This window comes from Shewanella sp. YLB-07, from assembly GCF_009377275.1.
On the sequence record NZ_VOQB01000002.1, the window covers coordinates 553424 to 578634 of the forward strand.

Genomic DNA, 25211 nt, shown 5'->3' on the forward strand with positions numbered 1-25211 from the left:
CCAAAAAACGTGCTATTAATAAGTCGTTTAAATCTGATGTTTATCGCTAATGTTTATAGCTGGTAGCTCAATGTCACCCCGAAGTAATGCGCATTGTAGTCATGGCTGAGATCACCAAATATCAATACATTTGGGATGGAGTCGACGCTCATCCCTTGGTTACTCCAATCGGCATCTTGGTACTGTTCAAAAATCCAGTCAAAGCGTATACCTATTGATTCACTCATTTGGTAATCGGCGAATGCATTCACATTATGGCTGGTGGAGAAGTATGCGCCGTAAGGGGTTGCCAAGCCTTGGGTGACCTCGGTATCGCTTTGGCCATCTGAATAGTTGTAGTCGACCCCCAGAGATAACTGCTTATCCAATAGGTTTTGATACAGCATCCCAAGGCCTACGATAGTGGATTGCTCATCAGCAGTTGCGTACCAGTTAGGAGCACTGAAATTGCTGCTGCCGGCTTGCTCGCTATCACGCCAGTCCTGATTGAGAAAAACGTTGAAACTGAGGTCTTCATCGATCAGGTATTGGCCAGAAATGTCATAACCGGAAGTGTCGACATCGGTTAAGCCTATCTGGGTATCGGTATAATCTTGTTGGCTTAAATGTAGATTCGCTGAGGCAGAGAAAGATGCAGAGCCAGTGTAATTTGCCGAGAGTTTATATTCCTGATGTTCTCTATCTGCAAGGTAGGTTTTTCTCAGTAATGGATTGCTGGGACTATCAGTTCTACTGACCGGCTTGTATTCACTACCGCTTCTATCTTGCGCTTTTGCTTTAAACCCAAATGACCAAGCGTGAGAAGGTCGGTAGCTCAAGCGTCCATATAGGCTGGACTCGTGTATGGTTTCTCTGTCCAAATCACTATAATTGTTATGATCATATTCATAACCCACATCGAGATAGACATTACGGCTAAATCTGTATTTAGCGGCAAGCTTGGCCTTTTGACGTGTGCGATCATATTCAGGATTTGTTGCTGCCCCGCTAAAATAACTGTCGGTGATCACCTGAGGGTAGTCATTCACTTCAGTTTTATTATCCCTGTCTTTGTAGTCGTAACTGGCACGTAAGCTTAATTCACGGGTTATGCGCCCCGAATACTTAATGGTCATCTCAATCATATCGACTTGACCATTTAAATTCGCTGAAGGTAAGTCAGGAGAAGGGCCGTTAATTGTAGCGGGTAGGAATGTTTGTTCTTGGGTGAAGCGACTGAAACCTGTGTGCATTAAAATTTGTTGGCCATTGTCGCTAAATTGCGCATTGCCCGCTATTCGGTAGGCCTTGTTATCTGGTGTCGTAGCACTTTGACCCGAATAAGCCGCACCAAAGGTTGGGCTAAATGCTGAATCCCAGCTTATTGCATCATGATCGTTATTATAGCGGCTAAGCATGGTATCTATGCCCGCAAGCCAACCATCGCCATTGAAGTAGATTTTTGCGCCTAGATTATCGATGGAGTCATCGATAGGTTGTGCCAACATGGCACTGTTTGTTAATAAGTTACCACTAAAGGCACCTTGTCCTGAGCGCTCTTGGTGCTGGTAATCCAGCTCAGCTTTATAGAAATCACCTTTATAATGTGCATCTAGGGTCAGGCTATCACGCTGGGTCATAAGCTCAGCTTGCCTGACGCTATCGATTAGCGAAATCATTTGTCCAGTAGTGGCACCAGTTTGCCAGTCTTCGGGGAGAAGCATAGCATCACTGTTAACCATATAAGGTGTCAGAGCCCTGTTAGTATCGTAATTAGCGATACCTCGATATCCGAAAGCGACTTCATATTGCCCGGGCTTGCCGGTGGTCAGCGTTGCACTGCCGTTGTCATAACCTAGCTTGTTCGCTGCAATTTCGGTGCGATAGCCTGATTCGCCTTTTAACGTCACATCGGCATCTAAGTGGCCGACGAGTCCGTCTTTGTCTGTTCCAGAAGTATTACCGAACCGAGGATCTGAGCCATCATTATAGGCAAGTCCTACGCCGATACTCCCTTGGGTGTCAGTTGAAACCTTGCAACGCTTACATTGCCACTTCTCAAGTTTTAAACTGGTACGATTAACTTGTGCTAGGCCGTACCCATCGGCTATTGCGGGGGAAAAAACACTCGTCATGGCGATGGCAACTAAGCTCATTTTTATCGTGTGTTGCGCTAGGGTATTCATAATATGTGTTTTCATTATCTATTCCCTCTTAACGCTGCAGTAGCTTACCGGATGGATGATTAGAGCCGTGTACTTGGCTATGGCAGTTCATACAGGATTGCCCCGCATTGAAGGCATTCTTCTGATTAGCGAAAACAGCGTTCGATGTGTGTCCATCAGAAGCGTGGCAACTCTGACAGAGCTGAGGTGGCTTACTGATAAGCATGGCTTCATTCACGCTGCCATGAGGGTTATGGCAATTGGCGCAGTTATCCGTGACAGGTGAATGTTCCCACAGCTTTGGACCGCGTTTCTCTGCATGACATGAATAGCAGTTTTCATTCACACTCATCTGCTTGAGGCTAGAGTCACTTAAACTTCCATGGGGGTTATGACAATCACTACACACCATCTGTTGCCATTTCAGCGGGTGAGAAGAGCGCTTATGGATGTCGGCTTTCTGTTGGGTGTGACATGAAGTACAAACTTCGACTTCTGTTTTACGATCACTGATTGGGTCGTGTCCGGTGTGGATCGAGTGACAACTGGCACAACTGACATCGGCGTTGTCGTGGTGATTACCACTCCAAGCCATACGCTTGTCATCATTATGACAGCTCATGCAGACACTATTTTGTTTTTGGGCCGGAACTGGTGAGTTAGCACCGAAGGTGATCATTGGCTCTTTGCCGCCTCGGTTGTGTTTGCCTAATGGACCATGGCAGGCTTCGCACTGCAGATCGGCCATCGGAGAGCCCTTGACGCTGGTATTACCGTGTACACCGTCAAACAGCGCCATCACCTTGGCACTCTTTCTGTGACACATTAGGCAAGTATCAGCGCCTTTTGAGGAGTATTTACCTTCGGCAAATTTTTGGTCGAGAATCGTTTCTACTTCGGCAGGGTCTTTATCATCCCAAGGAGCAGCCGCTAGATGTAAACTAAATACTGTTAATAAAAATAACAGGCAAGGTAAGGCCTTGCTTTTTGTCCAAGCAGATCCCATGTTCATCATCACACATCCTGAGCGCTATTTTGCTAATAATTGTTATATTAGTAATTATCTAATTTACTAATACATAACTATAGAGCATGTGCATTACATTTGAGTCACATTTGCGGTGATTTCGTCCGGTAAAGAGTGATGATTATGAAGGGAAAATCTAAAATGTGATCTCGATCACTGTAGGGTGCGATTAATAAGCTCAATAATTAAGTAATTGATAATTATTCGTATTAGCTTGTAGTTGGATTTATTTGATTACAATCATTTATTAGTTGGGACTTTTGTCACATAATATAGAATACAATTGAAAACTATTATCGTTCCCAATGCGAAAAGTTGATCTAGGTAAAGTTATTCTTCTTGTTCCTCCGTTAAAATTAGTTCGAGTTTAAGAATTATTGAGACCTGTTAAAAGGTATAAAAGCATAATGAAATTAAGCGATTTAAACCCTGGCGATCACGCCACGATTTCAGAGGTTGGCCAGTTGAGTTTGCCATCTGTGGTTAAACGAAAATTACTTTCCATGGGGATCACCCCAAACACGTCATTCTTCATGATCCGTAAGGCTCCGATGGGATCCGGGCTTTTGCTCGATATTCGAGGCAGTCGATTATGTATGCGTCGTGACCTTGCCGACATTATTGATGTAGAGATAGTTAGAGCAGATACAGTTAAGGCGGTACTAACGAATGGCTAAGCAGTTTCATTGTGTGACTGTCGGTAATCCTAACGCGGGTAAATCGACACTTTTTAATGCACTCACGGGTGCCAATCAACAGGTTGGTAACTGGTCTGGGGTCACAGTAGAGAAGAAAACAGGCTTATTTACCCTAAATGGTACCGATGTTTCTCTAACCGACCTTCCTGGTATCTATGATCTACTGCCTGCCGGTAAAAGCTGTGATTGCTCGTTAGATGAGCAGATAGCACAGCAGTTTCTTGCCGAGCAACAGATAGACGGTATTATCAATCTCGTCGATGCGACCAATATTGAGCGACATCTGTATCTAACGATTCAGCTGCGTGAGCTTGGCATACCTATGATTGTCGTGCTCAACAAGATAGATGCGGCCAAGAGCCACGGCATCGAAGTCGATGTTGAGCAGATGAGCAAAACCTTAGGTTGTCCGGTTGTGGGTGTTTGCTCACGGGATGAGGCCGATATCGAGAAAGTGAAGGCGCAAGTTGTGATTTTGTTCGAGGGCAAGGTGTCCGAGAAAGCCTTGATTCTCAATTATGACGCTCGAATTGAGACAGGCGTCACCAGTTTATTGTCCAGTGATACAAGCCTAAGCCGTGGCCGCGCGCTCGCCATGTTGGCCAATGGAATAGGGTGTGGTCAGTGCAAGAATGGCCAGATGCACGATGAGGTTAATGAGTGCTCTGAATCGATTTCCAGGCAGGGCCAAGATATAGAAGTTATGGTGGCCACCACACGTTTCGACTTCGTCCAAAGTGTCTATGACTCCTCTGTATCATCGGATGGCAGTGAAACCCTGAGTGACAAACTAGATAAGGTGATTCTTCACCCGGTGGCCGGCGTGCCAGTATTTCTGTTTGTTATGTATCTGATGTTCATGTTCAGTATCAATGTGGGTAGCGCGTTTATCGATTTTTTCGATATTACCGCTGGCGCTATCTTCGTCGATCACTTAGGTGCATTGATGGCGAGTCTTGGTTCGCCGGCTTGGTTAGTTACTATCATTGCTGGTGGTATTGGACAAGGTATTCAGACGGTAGCGACCTTTATTCCTGTCATCGCCGCGCTGTTTTTAGCGCTGTCTGTGCTCGAAGGCTCGGGCTATATGGCTCGTGCGGCGTTTGTTGTCGATGGCCTTATGCGTCGCATCGGTCTGCCGGGTAAAGCTTTCGTGCCTATGATAGTGGGCTTTGGCTGTTCGGTACCCGCTATCATGGCCACACGTACTTTAGGCAGTGAACGTGAGCGCATAGTAACAGGTATGATGGCGCCGTTTATGTCCTGCGGTGCACGGCTTCCTGTGTATGCGTTGTTTGCCGCCGCCTTTTTTCCTGAGTCGGGACAGAACCTGGTGTTTTTACTCTATATCATAGGAATATTAGCCGCGGTAGGGACTGGTTTACTCTTGCGCTCGACCTTGCTTCCTGGCAGCAGCAGTGCTGTGGTGATGGAGTTACCGAGTTACGAGAAACCCAAATTTAAGACGGTAATGAACCGTACAGGTAAACGGACCAAGAGTTTCATTCTTGGTGCGGGCAAGACTATCGTTATCGTGGTGACCTTGCTTAACTTCGTCAACGCCATAGGCGTAGATGGTACCTTTGGCCATGAAGATAGCTCAGAGTCCGTGCTCAGCGTTGCCAGCCAGAAAGTGACGCCATTTTTCGGCCCAATGGGAGTGGAGCAAGATAACTGGCCTGCCACTGTGGGGATTATCACCGGGATATTTGCCAAAGAAGCGGTAGTCGGGACTCTTAACAGCTTGTATAGCACAGCTGGCTCGGGTGACGAAGAGCTTGCACCGTTCTCTGAAACACTCAAACAAGCCTTGAGTACTATTCCGGAAAACTTGTTCGGTATCGCACTCGATGATCCCTTGTCGATCTCTGTGGGTGATGTGTCTTCGGTGGAAGCTGCATCGGAAGAGTTAGAGGTGGATACTTCGACCTTCACCGCGCTTCAGGCGGGTTTCTCTGGGATCACGGCAGCCTTTGCCTATTTGTTGTTTATCTTACTCTATACACCCTGTGTCGCGGCGATGGGCGCGTTAGTGGGAGAGTTTGGTGGGCGTTGGGCTGCATTTGCCGGGGTTTGGACTTTTGCCTTAGCTTACGGCACGGCGACTGTCTTCTATCAGGCGGCGACGTTCGGGGAGCACCCGCTTTCATCGAGTCTGTGGATTGGTTTCTTTATCAGTGCGCTGGCTATTTTCTATATTTGGTTGAAGGTGAAAGCCAAACGGACTGAGATGGTCACATTAGATGTAAAAGTGATCACATAACAAGCAAGTCGTAGTCGAATATAATAAAAAAGCAGCGTTTATTCGCTGCTTTTTTATTATATGGTTTTTTGTTGCTGTTTTTTGCTATCAGGCGTTGTATCTGGCACTGAGATAGTAGATTATCTTTCCAATTACATCAAAATATGCCATCCCATAAAGCTAATTGTATATACAAGCAGGCTAATGGTTGGCCAGCGTTCTCTAAGAGGAATCACATGAGCCATGTGGACAGCGAAGTTCGTCCCAGTAACTTCATTCGTAACATCATAGATGAAGACCTTGAAAGCGGTAAGCACACCAGCGTGCATACACGTTTTCCACCTGAGCCTAATGGCTTTCTTCATATTGGTCATGCTAAATCTATCTGCTTAAACTTCGGTATAGCAAAGGATTACAAGGGCCAATGTAACTTACGTTTTGATGATACCAATCCTGAAAAAGAAGATATCGATTATGTTCATTCGATTCAGGACGATGTGAAGTGGTTGGGTTTCGAGTGGTCTGGAGATATTCGCTACTCGTCTAATTACTTCGATCAGCTACACGGCTATGCTGTTGAGCTGATCACTAAGGGCTTAGCTTATGTCTGCTTCCTAAACAGTGAAGAGACTCGTGAGTATCGCGGTACATTGAAAGCACCGGGTAAGAACAGTCCTTATCGTGAGTCTTCAGCGGCTGAGAACCTTGAGTTGTTTGAGAAGATGCGTAGGGGTGAGTTCAAAGAGGGTGAATGTTCACTCAGAGCTAAGATAGATATGGCATCGTCTTTCATGTGTATGCGCGACCCTATCATCTACCGCATTCGTTTCGCTCATCACCATCAAACGGGTGATAAGTGGTGCATCTACCCTATGTACGATTTTACCCACTGTATCTCGGATGCCATCGAGAACATCAGTCACTCTTTATGTACATTAGAGTTTCAAGACAACCGTCGTCTGTACGACTGGGTACTGGATCATTTAGATGATTTTCAGGCGCCTAACAGAACTCGTCAATATGAGTTCTCCAGACTTAATCTTGAATACACCTTGATGTCTAAGCGTAAGCTAAATGACTTGGTTACCCGTGAGCTGGTACATGGCTGGGACGACCCCCGCATGCCTACTCTCGCAGGACTTCGCCGTCGTGGTTATACCGCCGCCTCTATTCGTGAGTTTTGTCTGCGCATTGGCGTGACTAAGCAAGATAATATGGTTGAAGTGGCCATGTTAGATGCCTGTATTCGTGAAGAGTTAAACGATAATGCTCCCCGCGCCATGGCGGTGATCAATCCGGTTAAGGTGATTATCGAAAACTATCCGCAAGGGCAAGTTGAGACTCTTCATGCACCCATTCATCCGAGTAAAGATGAGTTTGGTAAGCGTGAGATAACATTTGGCCGCGAGCTGTTTATCGATGCCGATGATTTTCGTGAAGAAGCCAATAAGAAGTATAAGCGTCTTGTACAAGGTAAAGAAGTGCGCCTTCGTAACGCATATGTCATTAAAGCTGAGCGCTGTGACAAGGATGCAGAAGGTAACATCACCACTATCTACTGTACCTATGATGATGAGACATTAGGTGTAAACCCATCTGATGGCCGTAAAGTGAAAGGTGTTATTCACTGGGTTGAAGCGAGCAGTGCTAAGCCTGCCGAGTTCCGTCTCTACAATCGATTATTTATCGATGCTAACCCTGCAGGGGCTGAAACAGTAGAGGATGTATTAAATCCTGATTCTCTTGTGGTGAAGCAAGGTCTAGTCGAAGCGGGTCTTGTGAATGCTGCAGCGGAAAAAGCCTATCAGTTTGAGCGTGAAGGATATTTCTGTGCAGATAGCAAAGATTCAACGCCAGACAGCTTAGTCTTCAACCTGACGGTAGCGCTGCGAGATTCTTCACAGTAGTTAGTTGATATAAAAATTGATGTATTAAAAAGGCTTTAGGGGAAACCCTAAAGCCTTTTTTGTTGTCCTAGATTCCTAGATTCTATTGATACATAGGGCCAAAACCCATACTCCAGAGGATAACGCTCGATGCCATCAAGGCGACCAGCAGTACCAGGCCAGCAGTGACCACTGAGCTGGCATAGATGAAGCCTTTTTCTTCAGGAATATTCATGATAATAGGGACACCGGTATAGAGCAGATAAACTGAGTAGGCGAGTCCGAAGAAGCCGACGACCATCACAAACCAAATAGCGGGATACAATGCGGCGAGCCCCACCATAAATAATGGGGTTGCCGTGTAAGATGCGAGTTCCAGTGCTTGAGTATAGCTAGGATCAGCATCGAACGTCTTTGCCATCCAAAAAGCCAGATAAGCGAGTGCAAACACACCGGCAATGAGTCCAAAATACATGCCTCCGGACATCAATAGTGCACTTTCTTGTGTTAGAAAGAGTCGATCGCCAACACCTAAGTCCCATCCCAGTTCAGTAGCTGCGATGAAGGTACAGATCACTGGAATGAGTGCAATGAGCAATATGTGGCTCAGACTGCTCTTGAGTGCTTCATGATTCTGCTCAATTGTGTGCCATTCTTCTTTTGGATGTGTGTAGAGTCCCATTAAGTGATTCAATATCATTATAATTATCCTTGTTTAGCTTTAACTTTTGCTCGCCAAACTTCAGACGAGCCTACATGCCTATTGGTCTAATTCCCAAAGACCTTACGGCTCACGATACCCAATGCCAATCAATGCTCTCACTAATGTCTAGCTCATATTTCCAATAATTGCATGGTGTAAGTTTATTTATTGAACAAAACAGGCTCTTAGTCAAGCTGAACTTACCTCATTTGTTAATTATTTGTTTCTAAGTTTGTATTCCTGTTTGTTTGATCGAGTTCAAACTTCTGGATTAATAATTCAGGATAAGAAATAACGATTAAATTGATCCCTCTGCCTACCCGAGTCGATGCTAGAATAATGCACCCATAAAGATGACATTTATTTACTTCGAGAACAGAGTCCATGCAGCAATTGTTAGCCCCGATCCATGATTTTTTAGGATGTGAAACACCAGATGCCTGGATTGAAGTGGCTAAAAAGCCGGAAAGTCTACCTGAGTTACTTATCGATCACTGTAACTGTGAATTAAAAGCGGCGCAGACGGCCATGTTTCTTATTCGGAAATATGCAATCGATAAAGACAGTGGCAAATTGTTACTTCAATGGGCAAAACCCTATGAAGAATTTATCTATCAAAAAGACAGAGACATAGACGCCTTTTTATCTCGTGACAGTAAAAAAAATGATTTTTCCGGGGAGCTAGTCGCTAAACCCGGCTTCGATCATGGCTCCGAACTGATAAGTAAGATGGTTCGTCTTATCAAAGAGGAGTTTCATCATTTCGAGCAGGTGTTAGAGATTATGCAAGCACGAAATATCCCTTACCAGAACATGACAGCGGGTCGTTATGCCAAAGGCATGATGAAGCAAGTCAGGACACATGAGCCAGCAGCCTTAGTCGATAAGCTCATCATAGGCGCCTTTATTGAGGCTAGATCCTGTGAGCGCTTCGCAAAACTGGCGCCCTTTTTAGACGATGAACTCAACCGGTTCTATGTTTCTCTGTTACGCTCAGAAGCGAGACATTATCAAGATTACCTGGTGCTAGCGGAACTGATTCAGGCCAATGCTATGACTAAGAAGAGTGTGCCTGTGAGTGAGCGAATAGCCGTTATCCGCCAGACTGAAGCTGAGCTAATTTTATCTGTCGATCCTGAGTTTAAATTTCACTCTGGCGCACCAGTGACCTAATACCTTTTGAATCTGTTTCGAACTATTGGGGGCGGTTTTTGTAGGGGAGAGAGCCAGTAAAGACTTAACGAAGTCATTACTGGGCTTGAAAGGGCAGGCTGGTTAAGGCTAGATTATCTTTCGACACGCTAAGCACGCTGCCTTGTTCGTACCAGTCACCGACCACAATTCGCAGATTCTCAATTCCAGCCTGATTTTTACCTAAATAATGAATATCGGGTCTATGGGTATGGCCATGGATCATCTGTGTTGCGCCGCAACTATTCATTAGTTGAGTAACGGCATCTTTCTCTACATCCATGATGGTGTAGCTTTTATTCATATTACTCGCCTGACTCTTTGCACGTATCTTGGTTGCAATATTTTGGCGAGTGCGCTTAGGAAGGCGTGAATAGATCCACTTAACCACTGAGTTATTTCTGAAGCGTCTGAATCTTTGGTAGCCCTTATCGAGTGTGCATAGGCTATCGCCATGAAGGAGCACAGTAGCAATGCCATATAGATTAAGGCTATGGAGTTCTGGCAATAAGGTTATGCCAGATCGTGTTGCAAATTGATTACCAATCAGAAAATCTCGATTTCCATGGATATAATAGATAGGCAGGTTTTGTGAGATGCCATGGAGTTTATCGGCTAACTCATTAGCGAAGGGCTCGGCAATATCATCGCCTGTCCAGACTTCAAATAGGTCGCCAAGTATATAGAGCGCTTCGGCATCATCGAGTTGGGTATCGAGAAACTGATTGAAGGCGAGTGTAATATCAGGGCGATCTGCAGATAGATGCAGATCGCCTATAAAAAGTGTGCGCATTAAGCTGATTTATTCGGCAATGGTCACTTTCTCGATAATTACAGCTTCTAGAGGCACATCTTGATGCATGCCCTTGTTACCTGTGTTTACCGCTTTAATCTTGTTGACCACGTCCATGCCGGCACTGATCTTGGCAAATACGCAGTAACCCCAGCCCTGTGCTGTCTCTGATTTGAAATCCAGGAAGGTATTGTCATTGATGTTGATGAAGAACTGAGCCGTTGCCGAATGGGGATCCGATGTTCTGGCCATAGCCACAGTGCCTATCACGTTCGACAAACCATTGTTTGCTTCGTTCTGGATGGTTTCACCGCAAGGCTTCTGCTCCATATCTTCAGTGAAGCCACCACCTTGAACCATGAAACCATCGATAACGCGGTGGAATACCGTACCGTCATAGAAGCCATCTTTAGCATACTTGATAAAGTTTTCGGCAGTTAACTGTGCTTTTTCTGTCTCTAGTTCCAGGGTGATTTCACCATGGTTGGTATGAAGAGTGATCATGATTTGATTCTCACTAAATTTAGCAATAAGAAATTGTGGCAGGATTCTATCGTAATTGCCATTTCGCATAAAGAGCTAGTCGCTAATTTGCTTAAGAGAATAAAAATTTGATTGTCAGAGCGTGTGAGGATAAAACTCGTCCATATACTTGATAAAAAGCCGGGTTTCATGGTGAGAGTCACGTAAAACTGATGGAAGCAACATGGGGGCGATGTTAAACTGTCTAGCTAATTTTTATTGTTTTTTCGTTGAAGAGAGTAGCGATGTTGAAGTTATACAATAGTCTGACCCGCCAAAAAGAGGAATTCAAACCATTACAGCCAGGAAAAATTGGCATGTATGTGTGTGGGATCACCATCTATGACTTATGTCATATCGGTCACGGTCGAACTTTTGTCTCTTTCGATATGATTGTCAGGTATCTGAGATACTCAGGCTATGAGGTGAATTTTCAGCGAAACATTACCGATGTAGATGACAAGATCATCAAGCGCGCGGCTGAGAATAACGAAAGTTGTGAATCTTTGACTGAGCGTTTAATTGGTGAAATGCATCGTGATTTCGATGCGTTAAACATGAAACGCCCAGATTTTGAGCCTAGAGCCACACTACATATGCCTGAAATTATCGATATGGTTGAAAAACTTATCGAGAAGGAACATGCCTATGTATCCGATAATGGCGATGTGCTCTTTAGCGTGTCATCTTTCCCTGAATATGGCCGCCTGTCGGGGCAAAATATTGAGCAGTTGCAAGCCGGTGCTCGCGTCGAAGTCGAAGACACTAAACGCGATCCTATGGATTTTGTGTTGTGGAAGATGTCTAAACCCGGAGAACCGACCTGGGAATCTCCTTGGGGGGCCGGTCGTCCAGGATGGCATATAGAATGTTCGGCAATGAACAGTAAGCACTTAGGTCAACACTTCGATATCCATGGTGGTGGTTCAGATCTTCAGTTTCCACACCATGAGAATGAAATTGCTCAATCTTGCTGTGCCCATGACACACCTTATGTGAATTACTGGATGCACACTGGTATGGTAATGATCGACAAGGAGAAGATGTCTAAGTCATTGAACAACTTCTTCACCATACGTGATGTGCTTAAGCACTATGATGCTGCGACGATTCGCTACTTCCTGTTATCGGGTCATTACCGTAGCCAGCTTAATTATTCGGAAGATAACCTCAAGCAAGCTAAATCTGCACTCGAGCGTTTGTATACTTCACTTAAAGGTTTAGATCTTAGCGTTGAGCCTGCAGATGCCTCCGAATTTGTCGCTAAGTTTAAGGCAGCGATGGATGACGATTTTAATACGCCTGAAGCTTATTCGGTGCTGTTTGAGATGGTGCGTGAGATTAACCGTCTCAAAGGCAGTGACATCGCACAAGCGTCGGCATTGGGGGTTAAGTTAAAAGAGCTGGCCGAGGTATTAGGTCTACTGGAACAAGATGTCGATACCTTCTTCAAGGGGGAGGGCAGTGATGATGAAGTGGCTCAAATAGAGGCCTTGATCGTCGAGCGTAATCGCGCCAGAGCCGAGAAAGATTGGCCTGCTGCCGATGTGGCTCGTGATGGTTTAAATGCTTTAGGCGTTATCTTAGAAGATGGCCCTAGTGGCACCACCTGGCGTAAGAAGTGAAATTACTCTTTCCCATTAAAAAGCCTGCAGATGCAGGCTTTTTTGTGTCTGGAACACTTATGCCACGCCCCATGGATGGAAAGGTGTGGTATTTATGTCTGGAACATTTATGAAGATTTACCAAGGACGGGTATAAACCTTCGCTGTGCCTGGCCATAAATGTTCCATTCATTTATTGGCATTTCCGCTATCCGTGGCAGTCAGAACATTTATGCTTTTTAGAACCTAGAACCTAGAACCTAGAACCTAGAACCTAGAACCTAGAACCTAGAACCTAGAACCTAGAACCTAGAACCTAGAACCTAGAACCTAGAACCTAGAACCTAATAATATCCAAGCCTATAATCTATCTAGACTTTATCGTGATAAGTCTCGGCGGCATATAAAGTGTTCTCCAGCAGGCTGGCTATGGTCATTGGACCGACGCCACCGGGAACCGGGGTGATGAAAGCGGCATTTTCCGCCGCAACGTCATATTGAACATCACCCACTAAGCTGCCATCTTCAAGACGGTTAATCCCCACATCGATAACCAAGGCGCCGGGCTTGATCCAATCTCCAGGAATAAACCCCGGCTTGCCTACTGCGACCACAACCAGATCCGCTTGTCTGACTTTTTGTTCAAGATTGCGGGTGAATCTATGACAGGTGGTGGTAGTACAACCCGCGAGTAACAATTCAAGTGTCATAGGGCGACCCACTATGTTCGAGGCTCCCACTACGATAGCGTCTAAACCGAAGGTATCAACGCCAGTAGACTTAATCAGTGTCATGATCCCCATAGGTGTACATGAACGCAATACCGGAATGCGCTGAGCCAGACGGCCAACGTTATAGGGATGGAAACCATCAACATCTTTATCGGGTCTGATACGCTCGATGACCTTCGACTCTTCGATATGCTTAGGCAGAGGCAGTTGCACTAATATACCATCGATAGATGAATCGTTATTACACTCATCAATTAGCGCCAACAACTCCTCTTCAGACGTGCTGCTGTCTAAGTCATATGAGCGGGAAAGAAATCCGACCTCTTCGCAGGCGCGTCTCTTGCTGCCAACATAAACTTGAGACGCTGGATCTGCGCCGACTAAGATCACCGCTAAACCTGGAGCTCTCTGTCCTGCCTCTTTACGGGCGGTTACTTTTTCTTTTAGCTGTGTTCGAATGGATTGAGCGATCGCTTTGCCATCGATTCTTTGAGCTGTCATTGGGGTTGGATATCCTTTAATGGAGCGCGATAATGAAAACGGCGCCATTTTAACAGGACAAGGCTTGAGTGTCATTTATTAAGCTGTACAACAATCAGTTCTAAAATACGGATAATTTGAGTGGTTTTAGACCCGATAGTTTGTAAAGTAACCAAGCTCACTTTCTTTATAAAAAAACCGTTGACGCATGTCAGGCTAGGGGCTAAGATGCGCTCCGTTCTCAACGAGAAGCTAGATTGTTCTCGAGGTTAGCAGAAGATTGAATGTTTCTCCCAATTATAAACATTCTTTAAAATTTTCAAATGATAGACCTTCGGTGATTAGCGCAGCCGCTTTAGCATCCTTGTTTAGGATAAGAAGTGGAACAGAGGAACTCTGGTGTTGATTGCAGATAAAGTAAAAGTTGATTTTCGGTGATTAGCGCAGCCCGGTAGCGCATCTGGTTTGGGACCAGAGGGTCAGAGGTTCGAATCCTCTATCACCGACCAAATTTATTAAAGTAGGTTGTTAACCTTCCTGCTTTAAGGTCGAATAGGAACAGAGGCTAAGAGCTTCGAATTCTCACTCTTTATGAAAGAGAGTGGCCGACCAATTATATATTTATCTGAACACCAAGCAGATAAATGAAAGATACGTCTTTCAACGCTTATTCAGGATGTGAGAATTATCACTTTCGAAGCGCCCGTAGCTCAGTTGGATAGAGCACCCGCCTTCTAAGCGGGTGGCCGCAGGTTCGAATCCTGCCGGGCGCACCATATCAGTGGTGATTGTAGCTCAGTTGGTAGAGCCCCGGATTGTGATTCCGGTTGTCGTGGGTTCGAGCCCCATCAGTCACCCCATTTCTTTCAGAAGAAAGTAGAAAAGCGACCTTAGGTCGCTTTTTTTACGCCTGTAATTCGTGTTTTAAGGTCGACTCTGGGATAAAGCGTGGCTATAATGTCGCGTCTTGATAATTCTCAACTATGAGTGATTAGAGCCGGAATTCAGTTGTGATGGGCTTTCTAGTCAAATTTTAAGATCAAGAAACGAATACTTTAATAGTTGATCATTCGACTATTACAAAGGATGTAAGACTTATTTCGAGGTAAAACAATGCAAGTTTCTGTTGAAACAACTCAAGGCCTAGAGCGTCGCCTAACTATTTCTGTTCCTGCTGAGCAGATTGAAAAAACCGTTAATGAAGCATTAAAGAGCGAAGCAAAGCGTGCTCGTCTTCCTGGTTTCCGTCCAGGTAAGGTGCCAGTTAGTGTCATTAACAAGCGTTATGGCAAGGCTATCCGTCAAGATATCACCGGTGAAGTGATGCAGCGTAATTTCGTTGAAGCTATTGTTGCTGAGAAATTAAACCCAGCTGGCGCACCGACTTTCATACCTGGTGAGTCAGATACCGATAACTTCCAGTTTGTAGCGACTTTCGAGATCTACCCAGAAGTAGAACTAAAGGGTCTTGATGCAATCGTAGTTGAGCAACCAACTGCTGAAGTCACAGATACTGATGTTGACGCTATGATTGAAACATTGCGTAAGCAACACGCTACTTTTGAAGCTGTAGAGCGTGAAGCTGCTGATGGCGACAAGGCGATGATCAACTTCGTGGGTTCAGTTGACGGTGAAGAGTTTGAAGGCGGTAAAGCCGAAAACTTCGAACTACAACTTGGTAGCGGCCGCATGATCCCTGGCTTCGAGTCTGGTGTTGAAGGTCATAAAGCGGGTGAAGAGTTCGATATCGATGTCACTTTCCCTGAAGATTACCATGCTGAAAACTTGAAAGGTAAAGTTGCTAAGTTCATTATCACATTGAACGAAGTTCAAGCGGCTAACCTTCCTGAAGTTAACGATGAGTTTGCTAAGCTATTCGGTGTGACCGAAGGTGGTCTGGAAGCGCTTAAAGCTGAGATCAGCAAGAACATGGGTCGTGAACTTGAGCAAGCACTTAAAGCCAGTGTTAAAGAGCAAGTACTTAAAGGTCTACTTGAGCAGAATGAAATCGGCCTGCCTAAGTCGCTTATCGATGGCGAAGTTGAAGTATTGCGTAAGCAAGCGATGCAGCGTTTCGGTGATCAAGCTGCTAACATGCCTGAGCTACCTGCAGACCTATTCACTGAGCAAGCAGAACGTCGCGTAAAAGTTGGCTTACTACTTGGTGAAGTGATCAAGACTAACGAGCTTAAAGCTGAAGACGAACGTGTTCAGGCGCTTATTGCTTCTATGGCTTCAGCTTACGAAGATCCAAGTGAAGTTGTTGAATATTACAAGGCTAATCAAGAGATGATGCAGAACATGCGTAATGTCGCTCTTGAAGAGCAAGCGGTTGAAGCTTTGTTAAAAACTGCCAAAGTGACTGAAAAAGCAGTTAACTTTGAAGAATTTATGAACAAGGCTACACAACAAGGCTAAGCTTAGCTTGACTTAAATGGTGATTAACCATTTATAATGGCTCGTATGAGGTTCCTCATGCGAGCCGTTTTTATTTAGGGATTATAAATAATGCAAAATGCACCAGAATCAGTATTAAATGCACTAGTGCCTATGGTAGTTGAACAAACTGCCAAGGGTGAACGCTCGTACGATATCTATTCTCGCCTATTAAAAGAGCGTATCATCTTCCTGGTTGGTCCAGTTGAAGAGCATATGGCTAATCTTGTCGTCGCACAATTACTGTTTTTGGAGTCAGAGAGCCCTGATAAGGATATTTTCCTGTATATTAACTCTCCAGGCGGCTCTGTTACTGCCGGAATGGCGATCTACGATACTATGCAATTCATCAAGCCGGATGTCAGTACAGTCTGTATTGGACAAGCTGCTAGCATGGGGGCGTTTCTTCTTGCTGGGGGCGCTGCAGGTAAGCGTCATTGTTTGCCAAACTCCAGAGTGATGATCCATCAGCCATTGGGTGGCTTTCAGGGGCAAGCCTCTGATATCGCCATTCATGCTCAGGAGATATTGGGCATCAAGGATAAGTTAAACCAGATGCTGGCTGAGCACACGGGCCAACCACTGGAAGTGATTGAACGTGATACGGATCGTGATAACTTCATGAGTGCCAATCAAGCGGCAGAATATGGAATCGTCGATTCAGTGATGAGTAAACAGGGCTGATTTTTGTCTTTGGCTGAGCTATGCTGAGTAGTAAGGCGATAAGTAGATTTAAGTAGTGCAGACTGCGCAAGAGGTAGTGTAATGAGCGACAACAAAAGTACCGGTGACAGTGGGAAACTACTGTACTGCTCTTTTTGTGGAAAGAGTCAACATGAGGTTCGTAAACTCATCGCTGGCCCTTCAGTATATGTTTGTGATGAGTGTGTTGAGCTCTGCAACGATATTATTAGGGAAGAGATCAAAGAGATTTCACCGAAGCAAGATCAGGACAAATTACCGACACCACATGAGTTAAGAGCTCATCTGGATGATTATGTGATTGGGCAAGATAAGGCGAAGAAGGTCCTGTCTGTCGCGGTATATAACCACTATAAGCGATTAAAAAATTCGAGTCCTAAAGATGGTGTCGAACTCGGCAAGAGTAATATCTTGCTGATTGGCCCAACGGGTAGCGGTAAGACATTACTCGCCGAGACATTTGCGCGTTTTCTGGATGTGCCATTTACCATGGCCGATGCAACCACATTAACCGAGGCTGGTTATGTAGGTGAAGATGTCGAGAATATCATTCAGAAGCTGCTACAAAAATGTGATTACGACGTCGAGAAGGCGCAGCGCGGTATTGTCTACATCGATGAGATAGATAAGATCAGTCGTAAGTCTGATAACCCATCGATCACTCGCGATGTGTCCGGTGAAGGTGTTCAACAGGCACTGCTCAAGCTGATAGAAGGCACCGTTGCTTCTGTACCACCTCAGGGAGGACGTAAGCATCCTCAGCAAGAATTCTTACAGGTCGACACCTCTAAGATTCTGTTCATTTGTGGTGGCGCCTTTTCTGGTCTCGAGAAAGTTATCGAGCAGCGTAGCCATAAAGGCAGTGGTATTGGCTTTGGCGCTCAAATTAAGGGCGAAGATGATAAAGCCACTATCTCTGAGATCCTGATGCAGGTTGAGCCGGAAGATCTGGTCAAATATGGTCTGATCCCTGAGTTTATCGGCCGTCTTCCTGTTCTGTCGACATTGGCAGAGCTCGATGAAGAGGCCTTGGTGCAAATTTTGTCTGAACCTAAGAACGCCTTGACTAAACAGTTTGCAGCACTGTTTGAGATGGAAGGCGTAGAGCTTGAGTTCAGAGCTGATGCACTCAAAGCCATTGCAGCTAAGGCGATGACCCGTAAGACTGGTGCTCGTGGATTACGCTCAATCGTTGAAGGTATCTTACTCGATATCATGTATGACCTACCTTCCTCAGATGATGTTGCTAAAGTTGTGATAGATGAATCTGTCGTTAAAGGTGAATCTAGCCCTATACTCATCTATGAGAATAGTGAGCCTAAGGCTGCAGGCGCAGAGTAAGTTTCTCAGAAACAGACTCATCAGAATTGAAAGGGAGCCCATATGGCTCCTTTTTTATTCGCTCAGTTTATATATTTGTTGTTAGCCATTGAAACCAATCAATTCATCCCAATATAATCATTAGTATTATCATCAAACGGAATCGAGCTATGACACAAGAGAGTGAAGCGCGAATCGAACTACCCGTACTACCACTAAGAGATGTGGTGGTTTATCCCCATATGGTAATTCCGTTATTCGTAGGACGGGAAAAATCTATTCGTTGCCTGGAATCGGCGATGGAGCAAAACAAACAAATTATTCTGGTTGCCCAGCGCGATGCTGAGCTCGATGACCCAAGCATTGATGACATTTTTGAAGTGGGTACAGTCGCTTCAATTTTACAGTTGTTGAAGTTACCCGATGGCACAGTAAAAGTACTGGTTGAAGGTGGTAAGCGCGCGCGCATCGAGAAATATTCAGACGAGGAATCTTTCTTTGTCGCCACGGCTCAATACCTGGAATCTGAGCCAATGGTTGAGAAAGAGGAAGAGGTGTTGGTTCGTTCTGCCGTTGGCCAGTTTGAGGGCTACATCAAGCTGAATAAGAAGATCCCACCTGAGGTGTTAACGTCACTGTCGGGGATCGAAGAAGCCGCACGTCTTGCCGATACCATGGCGGCCCATATGCCACTTAAGCTCGAAGATAAGCAATCTGTGCTTGAGATGGTCGATGTTGCCGAACGTCTCGAGTATTTGATGGCCATGATGGAGTCCGAAATTGATCTGTTACAGGTTGAGAAGCGGATCCGTTCTCGAGTCAAGAAGCAGATGGAGAAGAGTCAGCGCGAGTATTACCTCAACGAGCAGATGAAGGCGATTCAAAAAGAGTTGGGGGACATCGATGAGTCTCACGATGAATTTGAAACCTTAGCCAAGAAGATTGAAGAAGCTAAGATGCCGGAGGAAGCCAAAGAGAAGGCGATCGCTGAGCTCAATAAATTGAAGATGATGTCGCCCATGTCGGCTGAAGCTACGGTTGTTCGTAGCTATGTCGATTGGATGATCTCGGTTCCTTGGCGTCAACGTTCTAAAATTAAACGTGACTTGGCCAAGGCACAAGATGTGTTAGACGCTGATCATTTTGGTTTGGAAAAAGTCAAAGAACGCATTTTAGAGTACTTGGCGGTTCAGAGCCGAGTCAAGCAGCTTAAAGGTCCAATTCTTTGTTTAGTGGGACCTCCAGGCGTGGGTAAAACCTCATTAGGACAGTCGATTGCTAGGGCAACCGGGCGCAAGTATATTCGTGTCGCCTTGGGTGGCGTACGTGATGAGGCCGAGATCCGCGGTCATCGTCGTACTTATATTGGCTCTATGCCGGGCAAAGTCATCCAGAAAATGTCTAAAGTAGGGGTTAAAAATCCGCTGTTCCTGCTCGATGAGATAGATAAGATGAGCAGCGATATGCGTGGCGATCCAGCGTCGGCTCTGTTAGAGGTGCTAGATCCTGAGCAGAATTCGACCTTTAGTGATCACTATTTAGAAGTGGATTACGATCTGTCCGATGTGATGTTCGTTGCGACCTCGAATTCGATGAATATCCCTGGCCCACTACTTGACCGTATGGAAGTCATTCGTCTATCGGGTTACACCGAAGATGAGAAACTTAATATTGCTAAGCAACACTTGTTGCCTAAGCAAATCGAACGTAACGGCCTCAAAATCAAAGAAGTGACAGTTCATGATAGTGCCATCATAGGTATCATTCGTTATTACACACGTGAAGCGGGTGTGAGATCGCTTGAACGTGAACTATCAAAAATCTGTCGTAAAGTGGTTAAGCGTATCTTGCTCGACAAGACGCTTAAGCATGTTGACGTGGATCAGGATAACCTAAAATCATTTTTGGGTGTGCAGCGTTGTGACTATGGTAAAGCAGAGTCCAATAACCAGATCGGTCAAGTGACTGGGTTGGCATGGACTGAAGTCGGTGGTGATTTGCTCACTATTGAGGCCACCTCGGTACCGGGTAAAGGTAAGCTAAGTTACACAGGCTCACTCGGTGATGTTATGCAGGAGTCAATTCAAGCTGCGATGACAGTGGTCAGAGCTCGTGCAGAACAGTTAGGCATCAATCCTGATTTCTATGAGAAACGTGATATCCATGTTCATGTGCCAGAAGGGGCAACACCGAAAGATGGGCCTTCTGCTGGTGCGGCTATGTGTACCGCATTGGTTTCTAGCCTAACGGGGAACCCTGTACGTGCCGATGTCGCCATGACAGGTGAAATCACCCTACGTGGTGAGGTATTGCCTATCGGTGGATTGAAGGAAAAGTTGCTTGCTGCCCACCGAGGTGGAACTAAAGTCGTGTTGATTCCAAAGGAAAATGAACGAGATTTGGAAGAGATCCCTGCAAACGTAGTCGCCGACTTGAAAATTTATCCGGTGCGCTGGATCGATGAAGTGTTAAAATTGGCGCTAGAGCGACCAATTGAAGGCTTCGAAGTCGTTAAAAACACGGGTTAACGCAAAAATTGCCCCTTTGTAGTAAAAAAATTGCAAAAAGGGGCTTTTTAAACTCGCTAGCTGTGGTAGCCTAGGTTGGTGGATAGCCCATTCTTCTCAAGCCCTTATGGCTACTGGTTTTGAGCTATTTCCAATTATATTTATCTTGCTTTTCCTACTGAGCTTGAGTTTTAAATTCAAGCTTGTTATAAAAGCCACCGCAGACCGCTCTAGCAAAGGATTTGGTTGCGGTGCAAAAATTACATTCAAGGGGATGACATGAACAAATCTGAACTAATCGAGAAAATCGCTTCTGGTGCTGACATTTCTAAAGCGGCTGCTGGCCGTGCATTAGATTCTTTCATCGGCGCAGTCACTGACGGCCTTAAAGATGGCGATAAGATTTCTCTTGTTGGTTTTGGTACTTTTGAAGTGCGTCAACGTGCTGAGCGTACTGGTCGCAACCCACAGACGGGTGCAGAGATCAAGATTGCTGCAGCAAACATTCCTGCATTCAAAGCAGGTAAAGCTCTAAAAGACGCTGTAAACTAAGATCCGTTTTACCACTCTTTTTAAAAGAGTTTCGTAAGATACAAGCACTGCTTTAGCGGTGCTTTTACGAATAATGAGTATGACAGGCATTCAGTAGCATAGGTTGCTAATGACCTCAAGTTTACGAAAAGGCGCATCTCAAACGTGATGCGCCTTTTTATTTTTTAATCGCAACGAGCGAGAGAACAGATGTTAGAGAAGATTCGCGAAGGCTCACAGGGCGTGATTGCAAAAAGCATTCTGGTTCTAGTAATACTTTCCTTTGCATTTACTGGTGTAAGTAGTTACTTAGGATCATCGACAGAGGCAGCAGCTGCCACTGTTAATGGTGAAGATATCAGTGAGTCAGCCTTGGAACAAGCCTACCAAAGTGAACGTGCTCGATTAGAGCAGCAACTGGGTGAAATGTTCCAAGCGCTAGCCGCAGATGATACTTATCTGGCAAGTGTAAAGCAAAGCGTGTTAGAACGTTTGGTCGCAGAAAAGTTACTCGATCAAACCGCCACTGAACTTGGTTTGCGAGTATCAGATCAGCAGATTAAGAATGCCATCATGACTGAGCCTGCATTTCAGACCGATGGTCAATTCGATAACGACCGTTATCTGGCCATTTTGCGTCAGTTAGGCTATCAGGCGAATACGTTCAGGAATATGATGCGGACCGATATGACCCGCCGTCAGCTTGTTGCTTCTCTGGTCGGTTCTGAATTTGTGCTTCCTGGTGAAACCAGTTATTTGGCAGGTATTCAGGGGCAGACCCGCGATATTCGTTATCATATTGTAGATGCAAGCCCATTTGTAGCCGATGCTGAAGTGACTGATGAACAGGCGCAAGCATTTTTTGATGCGAATCTTGCACAATTCATGAGTCCTGAGACTATGAGTCTCGAATACATTGAGCTTAATGCTACTGATATGGCTAACGATGTGGCAGTGACCGATGCAGAGGCTCAAGCCTATTATGATGAGAATAAGCAGCAGTATCTAAAGGCTGAGAAACGCCTTGCTGCACATATTCTCGTTAACCTTGGCGATGATGAGTCAGCATCAAAAGCTAAGGCCGAAGCTATCTATTCCAAGCTCCAAGCTGGTGAAGATTTTGCTGAACTTGCCAAAACTGAGTCTGAAGACACTTTCAGTGGCGAGCAGGGTGGTCAATTAGATTGGTTTGAACAAGGCGTCATGGAGCCAGCTTTCGATGATGTGCTTTATTCACTGTCAAAAGGTTCATATTCGACTGTGGTGAAGACAAGCTTTGGTTATCATATCATCAAGCTACTCGACGTCCAGCCAGGGGCCGAAGCACCTTTTGCTGATGTTAAAGATAAGATTATTGCTCAGCTGAAAGATAAGGCAGCGGTCGACACTTATTATGGTTTGCAGCAGACACTTGCCGATGTGACCTATGAAGTGCCTGATACCTTGAGTGAAGCTGCGAGTGAGCTTGGAGTTGAAGTCATGACTTCACCCGTGTTTACTCGCTCTAATGCACCGGCACCGTTCGATAACCCAGATGTGTTGAAGGCGGCTTTTTCTACCAACGTATTGCTAGATGGAATGAACAGCGATGTGATTGAGATAGACGCTAACCATGCCATGGTTATCCGCATCAAGTCTCACACTACTGCGGGTACTGTCGATTTCGCTAAGGTAAAAGCCGGTATTGTTGAGCGTTTGAAGCAGGAGCAAGCTAATGAAGTGGCTCGTGAGAAGGCTCAAACCTTAATGAGTGCTTTCCCTGACGCCGAGTCGAGCACTGAGTTTGTAACTAAGGCAAAACTTGGACGTTTCGAACAAGGTATCGATGCCTCTATCACCAGCAAAGCATTCCAGATGGCTCAACCTGCTGATTCAGCCGTTGTCGATACAGTGGCGCTTGCCAATGGTTATGCCGTTATCGTGCTAGACAAGGTTAATCTTGCTGAAGGTATCGATGACAACTTACTGGGTGCTCTTGAACAACGTCTGAGCGCACAATACAGTGAAGGTGATTACCGCGCACTGATTGCGACATTAAAAGCCAAAGGCGATGTGGTATACAGCTCTACGCAGTAATGAACGCATTGTGAGTTTACTCACTTAAATTAAAGGTCAGCATCAGCTGACCTTTTTTATGTCCGGAACACTTATGAAGATTTACTAGGGATGGGTATAAATCTTCGTTATGTCTGGAAGATTTATGCCAACCCCCATGGATGGAATAGGGCTGGTATTTATGTCTGGCCATAAATGTTCCATTCATTCATGGCAGTCAGAAAATTTATGCTTTTTAGAACCTAGAACCTAGAACCTATAGGCACAGCCAATTTAAGTAAAAAAAATGCATCACTTCAAAGTGATGCATTTTTTAAAGACTTAACTTATTTGGGATGACAAACACCCCATAAGTATTTGTCTAAATCTGTTCGACGTCGAAGTTAACTTCTGGATTAACATCTAGTTCATAATCCACAGACTCAATACCGAAGCCGAATAGCTTGAGGAATTCATCCTTATACTCACGGTAATCGGTAAGCTCAGCCAAGTTTTCAGTGGTGACTAATGGCCATTGTTCGCGACAATGCTGCTGGATCTCTTCTCTTAGCTCCCAGTCATCGAGACGTAAGCGGTTAGCGTCATCAACTTGTGGCGCCTCACCATCTTCACGATACAGACGCTCAGTGAACATGCGGTTGATCTGTTCCATACAGCCTTCATGTAGGCCTTCTTCGCGCATCTTTTTAAATACCATGGCGATATATAGAGGCATGACCGGAATAGCCGAGCTGGCTTGAGTGACTACGCTCTTAAGTACGGCGACATTTGCGCTACCACCTGTGATAGATAATTTCTCATCTAATGCTTTAGCCGCGCGGTCAAGATCCATTTTGGCTTTACCCAGGGCGCCATGCCAGTAGATAGGCCAAGTCAATTCTGTGCCGATATAGCTATAGGCGACGGTCTTGCAACCATCGGCCAGTACCCCAGCCTCAGATAACGCTGCTAGCCACAGCTCCCAGTCTTCACCACCCATGACTGTCACTGTGTCTTGGATCTCTTGCTCGCTGGCAGGCTCTACACTGGTCTCGATAATAAGATCTTTATTAGTGTCTACTGCGGTAGCGGTATACGTCTCGCCAATAGGCTTGAGCGCTGAGCGGATAAGCTCACCCGAATCGGGTAATTTACGCACTGGAGAGGCTAAAGAGTAGACCACCATATCGACTTGGCCCAAGTCGGCTTTAATAATGTCGATGGCTTTTTGTTTAGCTTCATGACTGAATGCATCACCATTGAGGCTCTTAGAGTACAAACCATCGGCTTTGGCAAACCTATCGAAGGCTGCAGAGTTATACCAGCCGGCAGTGCCTGACTTTCTTTCAGTCCCTGGTTTTTCGAAGAAGATACCTAGAGTGGCTGCGCCACTGCCGAAGGCGGCAGCAATACGAGAAGATAGACCATATCCACTTGAAGAGCCGATAACTAAAACTTTCTTAGGGCCGTTTTTTAAGCTTCCCTTTGCCTTAGTGATATTGATCTGTTCGAGTACATTAGCTTCACAACCAACAGGATGAGTAGTGGTGCATATAAAGCCACGTGTTTTAGGTTTGATTATCATGTTTCAGCTTCTCTTTAAAAAGTGACGATAGGATAATTAATCAAGAGCCAAATGGCACTGATTATTCCTGATTTT

The 25211-nt window shown here is 45.3% G+C and carries 18 protein-coding genes and 3 tRNA genes; 14 read left to right on the forward strand and 7 right to left on the reverse strand.

Features of this window, described 5'->3' with window-relative positions:
- Positions 1-53: 53 nt before the first annotated feature.
- Together FS373_RS06290 and FS373_RS06295 are read right to left on the reverse strand one after the other, a co-directional pair.
- Complete coding sequence (locus FS373_RS06290; protein WP_152828974.1) at positions 54-2180, reverse strand: MtrB/PioB family decaheme-associated outer membrane protein; 2127 nt, start codon at positions 2178-2180, stop codon at positions 54-56.
- Positions 2181-2193: 13 nt separating this feature from the next.
- Positions 2194-3156: a DmsE family decaheme c-type cytochrome gene (locus FS373_RS06295; RefSeq protein WP_407695668.1), complete on the reverse strand. Its 963-nt coding sequence runs from the start codon at positions 3154-3156 to the stop codon at positions 2194-2196.
- Between the two features lie 422 nt (positions 3157-3578).
- On the opposite strand from FS373_RS06295, the gene FS373_RS06300 reads away from it, so the two are divergent.
- The 3 genes from FS373_RS06300 to glnS all read left to right on the forward strand — a co-directional run bounded on the left by FS373_RS06300 (position 3579) and on the right by glnS (position 8018).
- Positions 3579-3848, forward strand: coding sequence for a FeoA family protein (locus tag FS373_RS06300; RefSeq protein WP_144047288.1), 270 nt, complete (start codon positions 3579-3581; stop codon positions 3846-3848).
- Positions 3841-6132: a Fe(2+) transporter permease subunit FeoB gene (gene feoB / locus FS373_RS06305; protein ID WP_152828975.1), complete on the forward strand. Its 2292-nt coding sequence runs from the start codon at positions 3841-3843 to the stop codon at positions 6130-6132. The genes FS373_RS06300 and feoB overlap by 8 nt, the downstream gene beginning before the upstream one ends.
- 215 nt (positions 6133-6347) lie before the next feature.
- Entirely contained in the window at positions 6348-8018 is a 1671-nt protein-coding gene (gene glnS, locus FS373_RS06310) for a glutamine--tRNA ligase (protein WP_144047286.1), read from the forward strand.
- An 82-nt stretch (positions 8019-8100) separates the two neighbouring features.
- Here the strand turns inward: glnS and FS373_RS06315 are convergent, their stop codons facing one another.
- Positions 8101-8697, reverse strand: coding sequence for a Yip1 family protein (locus FS373_RS06315; protein ID WP_144047285.1), 597 nt, complete (start codon positions 8695-8697; stop codon positions 8101-8103).
- 387 nt (positions 8698-9084) lie between these two features.
- On the opposite strand from FS373_RS06315, the gene miaE reads away from it, so the two are divergent.
- On the forward strand, positions 9085-9873 hold the full coding sequence (gene miaE / locus FS373_RS06320; RefSeq protein ID WP_144047284.1) for a tRNA isopentenyl-2-thiomethyl-A-37 hydroxylase MiaE: 789 nt from the start codon (positions 9085-9087) through the stop codon (positions 9871-9873).
- A 76-nt stretch (positions 9874-9949) separates the two neighbouring features.
- Here the strand turns inward: miaE and FS373_RS06325 are convergent, their stop codons facing one another.
- Both FS373_RS06325 and FS373_RS06330 read right to left on the reverse strand, forming a co-directional pair.
- Positions 9950-10684 (reverse strand): UDP-2,3-diacylglucosamine diphosphatase, encoded by a 735-nt coding sequence (locus tag FS373_RS06325; RefSeq protein ID WP_144047283.1) that lies wholly within the window; start codon positions 10682-10684, stop codon positions 9950-9952.
- Positions 10685-10693: 9 nt separating this feature from the next.
- Positions 10694-11188 (reverse strand): peptidylprolyl isomerase, encoded by a 495-nt coding sequence (locus FS373_RS06330; protein WP_144047282.1) that lies wholly within the window; start codon positions 11186-11188, stop codon positions 10694-10696.
- Between the two features lie 263 nt (positions 11189-11451).
- Here FS373_RS06330 and cysS point away from each other — a divergent pair, with 263 nt between their 5' ends.
- A complete protein-coding gene (gene cysS / locus FS373_RS06335) occupies positions 11452-12831 on the forward strand; it encodes a cysteine--tRNA ligase (RefSeq protein WP_144047281.1) in 1380 nt (459 codons plus the stop codon).
- A 350-nt stretch (positions 12832-13181) separates the two neighbouring features.
- Here the strand turns inward: cysS and folD are convergent, their stop codons facing one another.
- Positions 13182-14042, reverse strand: a complete 861-nt coding sequence (gene folD, locus FS373_RS06340) for a bifunctional methylenetetrahydrofolate dehydrogenase/methenyltetrahydrofolate cyclohydrolase FolD (protein WP_144047280.1) — start codon at positions 14040-14042, stop codon at positions 13182-13184.
- Positions 14043-14453: 411 nt separating this feature from the next.
- Between folD and FS373_RS06345 the strand changes: the two genes are divergently transcribed.
- The 9 genes from FS373_RS06345 (at position 14454) to FS373_RS06385 (ending at position 23593) form a co-directional block, all read left to right on the forward strand.
- Positions 14454-14530: transfer RNA gene (locus FS373_RS06345), tRNA-Pro, on the forward strand.
- A gap of 190 nt (positions 14531-14720) precedes the next feature.
- Positions 14721-14797 (forward strand) — tRNA-Arg (locus tag FS373_RS06350).
- 8 nt (positions 14798-14805) lie between these two features.
- Positions 14806-14881 (forward strand) — tRNA-His (locus FS373_RS06355).
- Between the two features lie 253 nt (positions 14882-15134).
- Entirely contained in the window at positions 15135-16439 is a 1305-nt protein-coding gene (gene tig / locus FS373_RS06360) for a trigger factor (RefSeq protein WP_144047279.1), read from the forward strand.
- A 90-nt stretch (positions 16440-16529) separates the two neighbouring features.
- Positions 16530-17141: an ATP-dependent Clp endopeptidase proteolytic subunit ClpP gene (gene clpP / locus FS373_RS06365; RefSeq protein WP_144047278.1), complete on the forward strand. Its 612-nt coding sequence runs from the start codon at positions 16530-16532 to the stop codon at positions 17139-17141.
- 81 nt (positions 17142-17222) lie between these two features.
- The gene (gene clpX, locus FS373_RS06370) at positions 17223-18500 is read left to right on the forward strand and encodes an ATP-dependent protease ATP-binding subunit ClpX (protein ID WP_144047277.1); all 1278 of its coding nucleotides are present in this window, start codon (positions 17223-17225) and stop codon (positions 18498-18500) included.
- 149 nt (positions 18501-18649) lie between these two features.
- Entirely contained in the window at positions 18650-21007 is a 2358-nt protein-coding gene (lon, locus tag FS373_RS06375) for an endopeptidase La (protein WP_144047276.1), read from the forward strand.
- A gap of 258 nt (positions 21008-21265) precedes the next feature.
- Positions 21266-21538 carry an HU family DNA-binding protein gene (locus tag FS373_RS06380; protein ID WP_013052264.1) on the forward strand — a complete coding sequence of 91 codons (273 nt, stop codon included), beginning with the start codon at positions 21266-21268 and terminating at the stop codon, positions 21536-21538.
- Positions 21539-21727: 189 nt separating this feature from the next.
- Positions 21728-23593, forward strand: coding sequence for a SurA N-terminal domain-containing protein (locus FS373_RS06385; RefSeq protein WP_144047275.1), 1866 nt, complete (start codon positions 21728-21730; stop codon positions 23591-23593).
- 340 nt (positions 23594-23933) lie between these two features.
- Here the strand turns inward: FS373_RS06385 and fabV are convergent, their stop codons facing one another.
- A complete protein-coding gene (fabV, locus tag FS373_RS06390; protein WP_144047274.1) occupies positions 23934-25136 on the reverse strand; it encodes an enoyl-ACP reductase FabV in 1203 nt (400 codons plus the stop codon).
- Positions 25137-25211 lie beyond the last annotated feature (75 nt).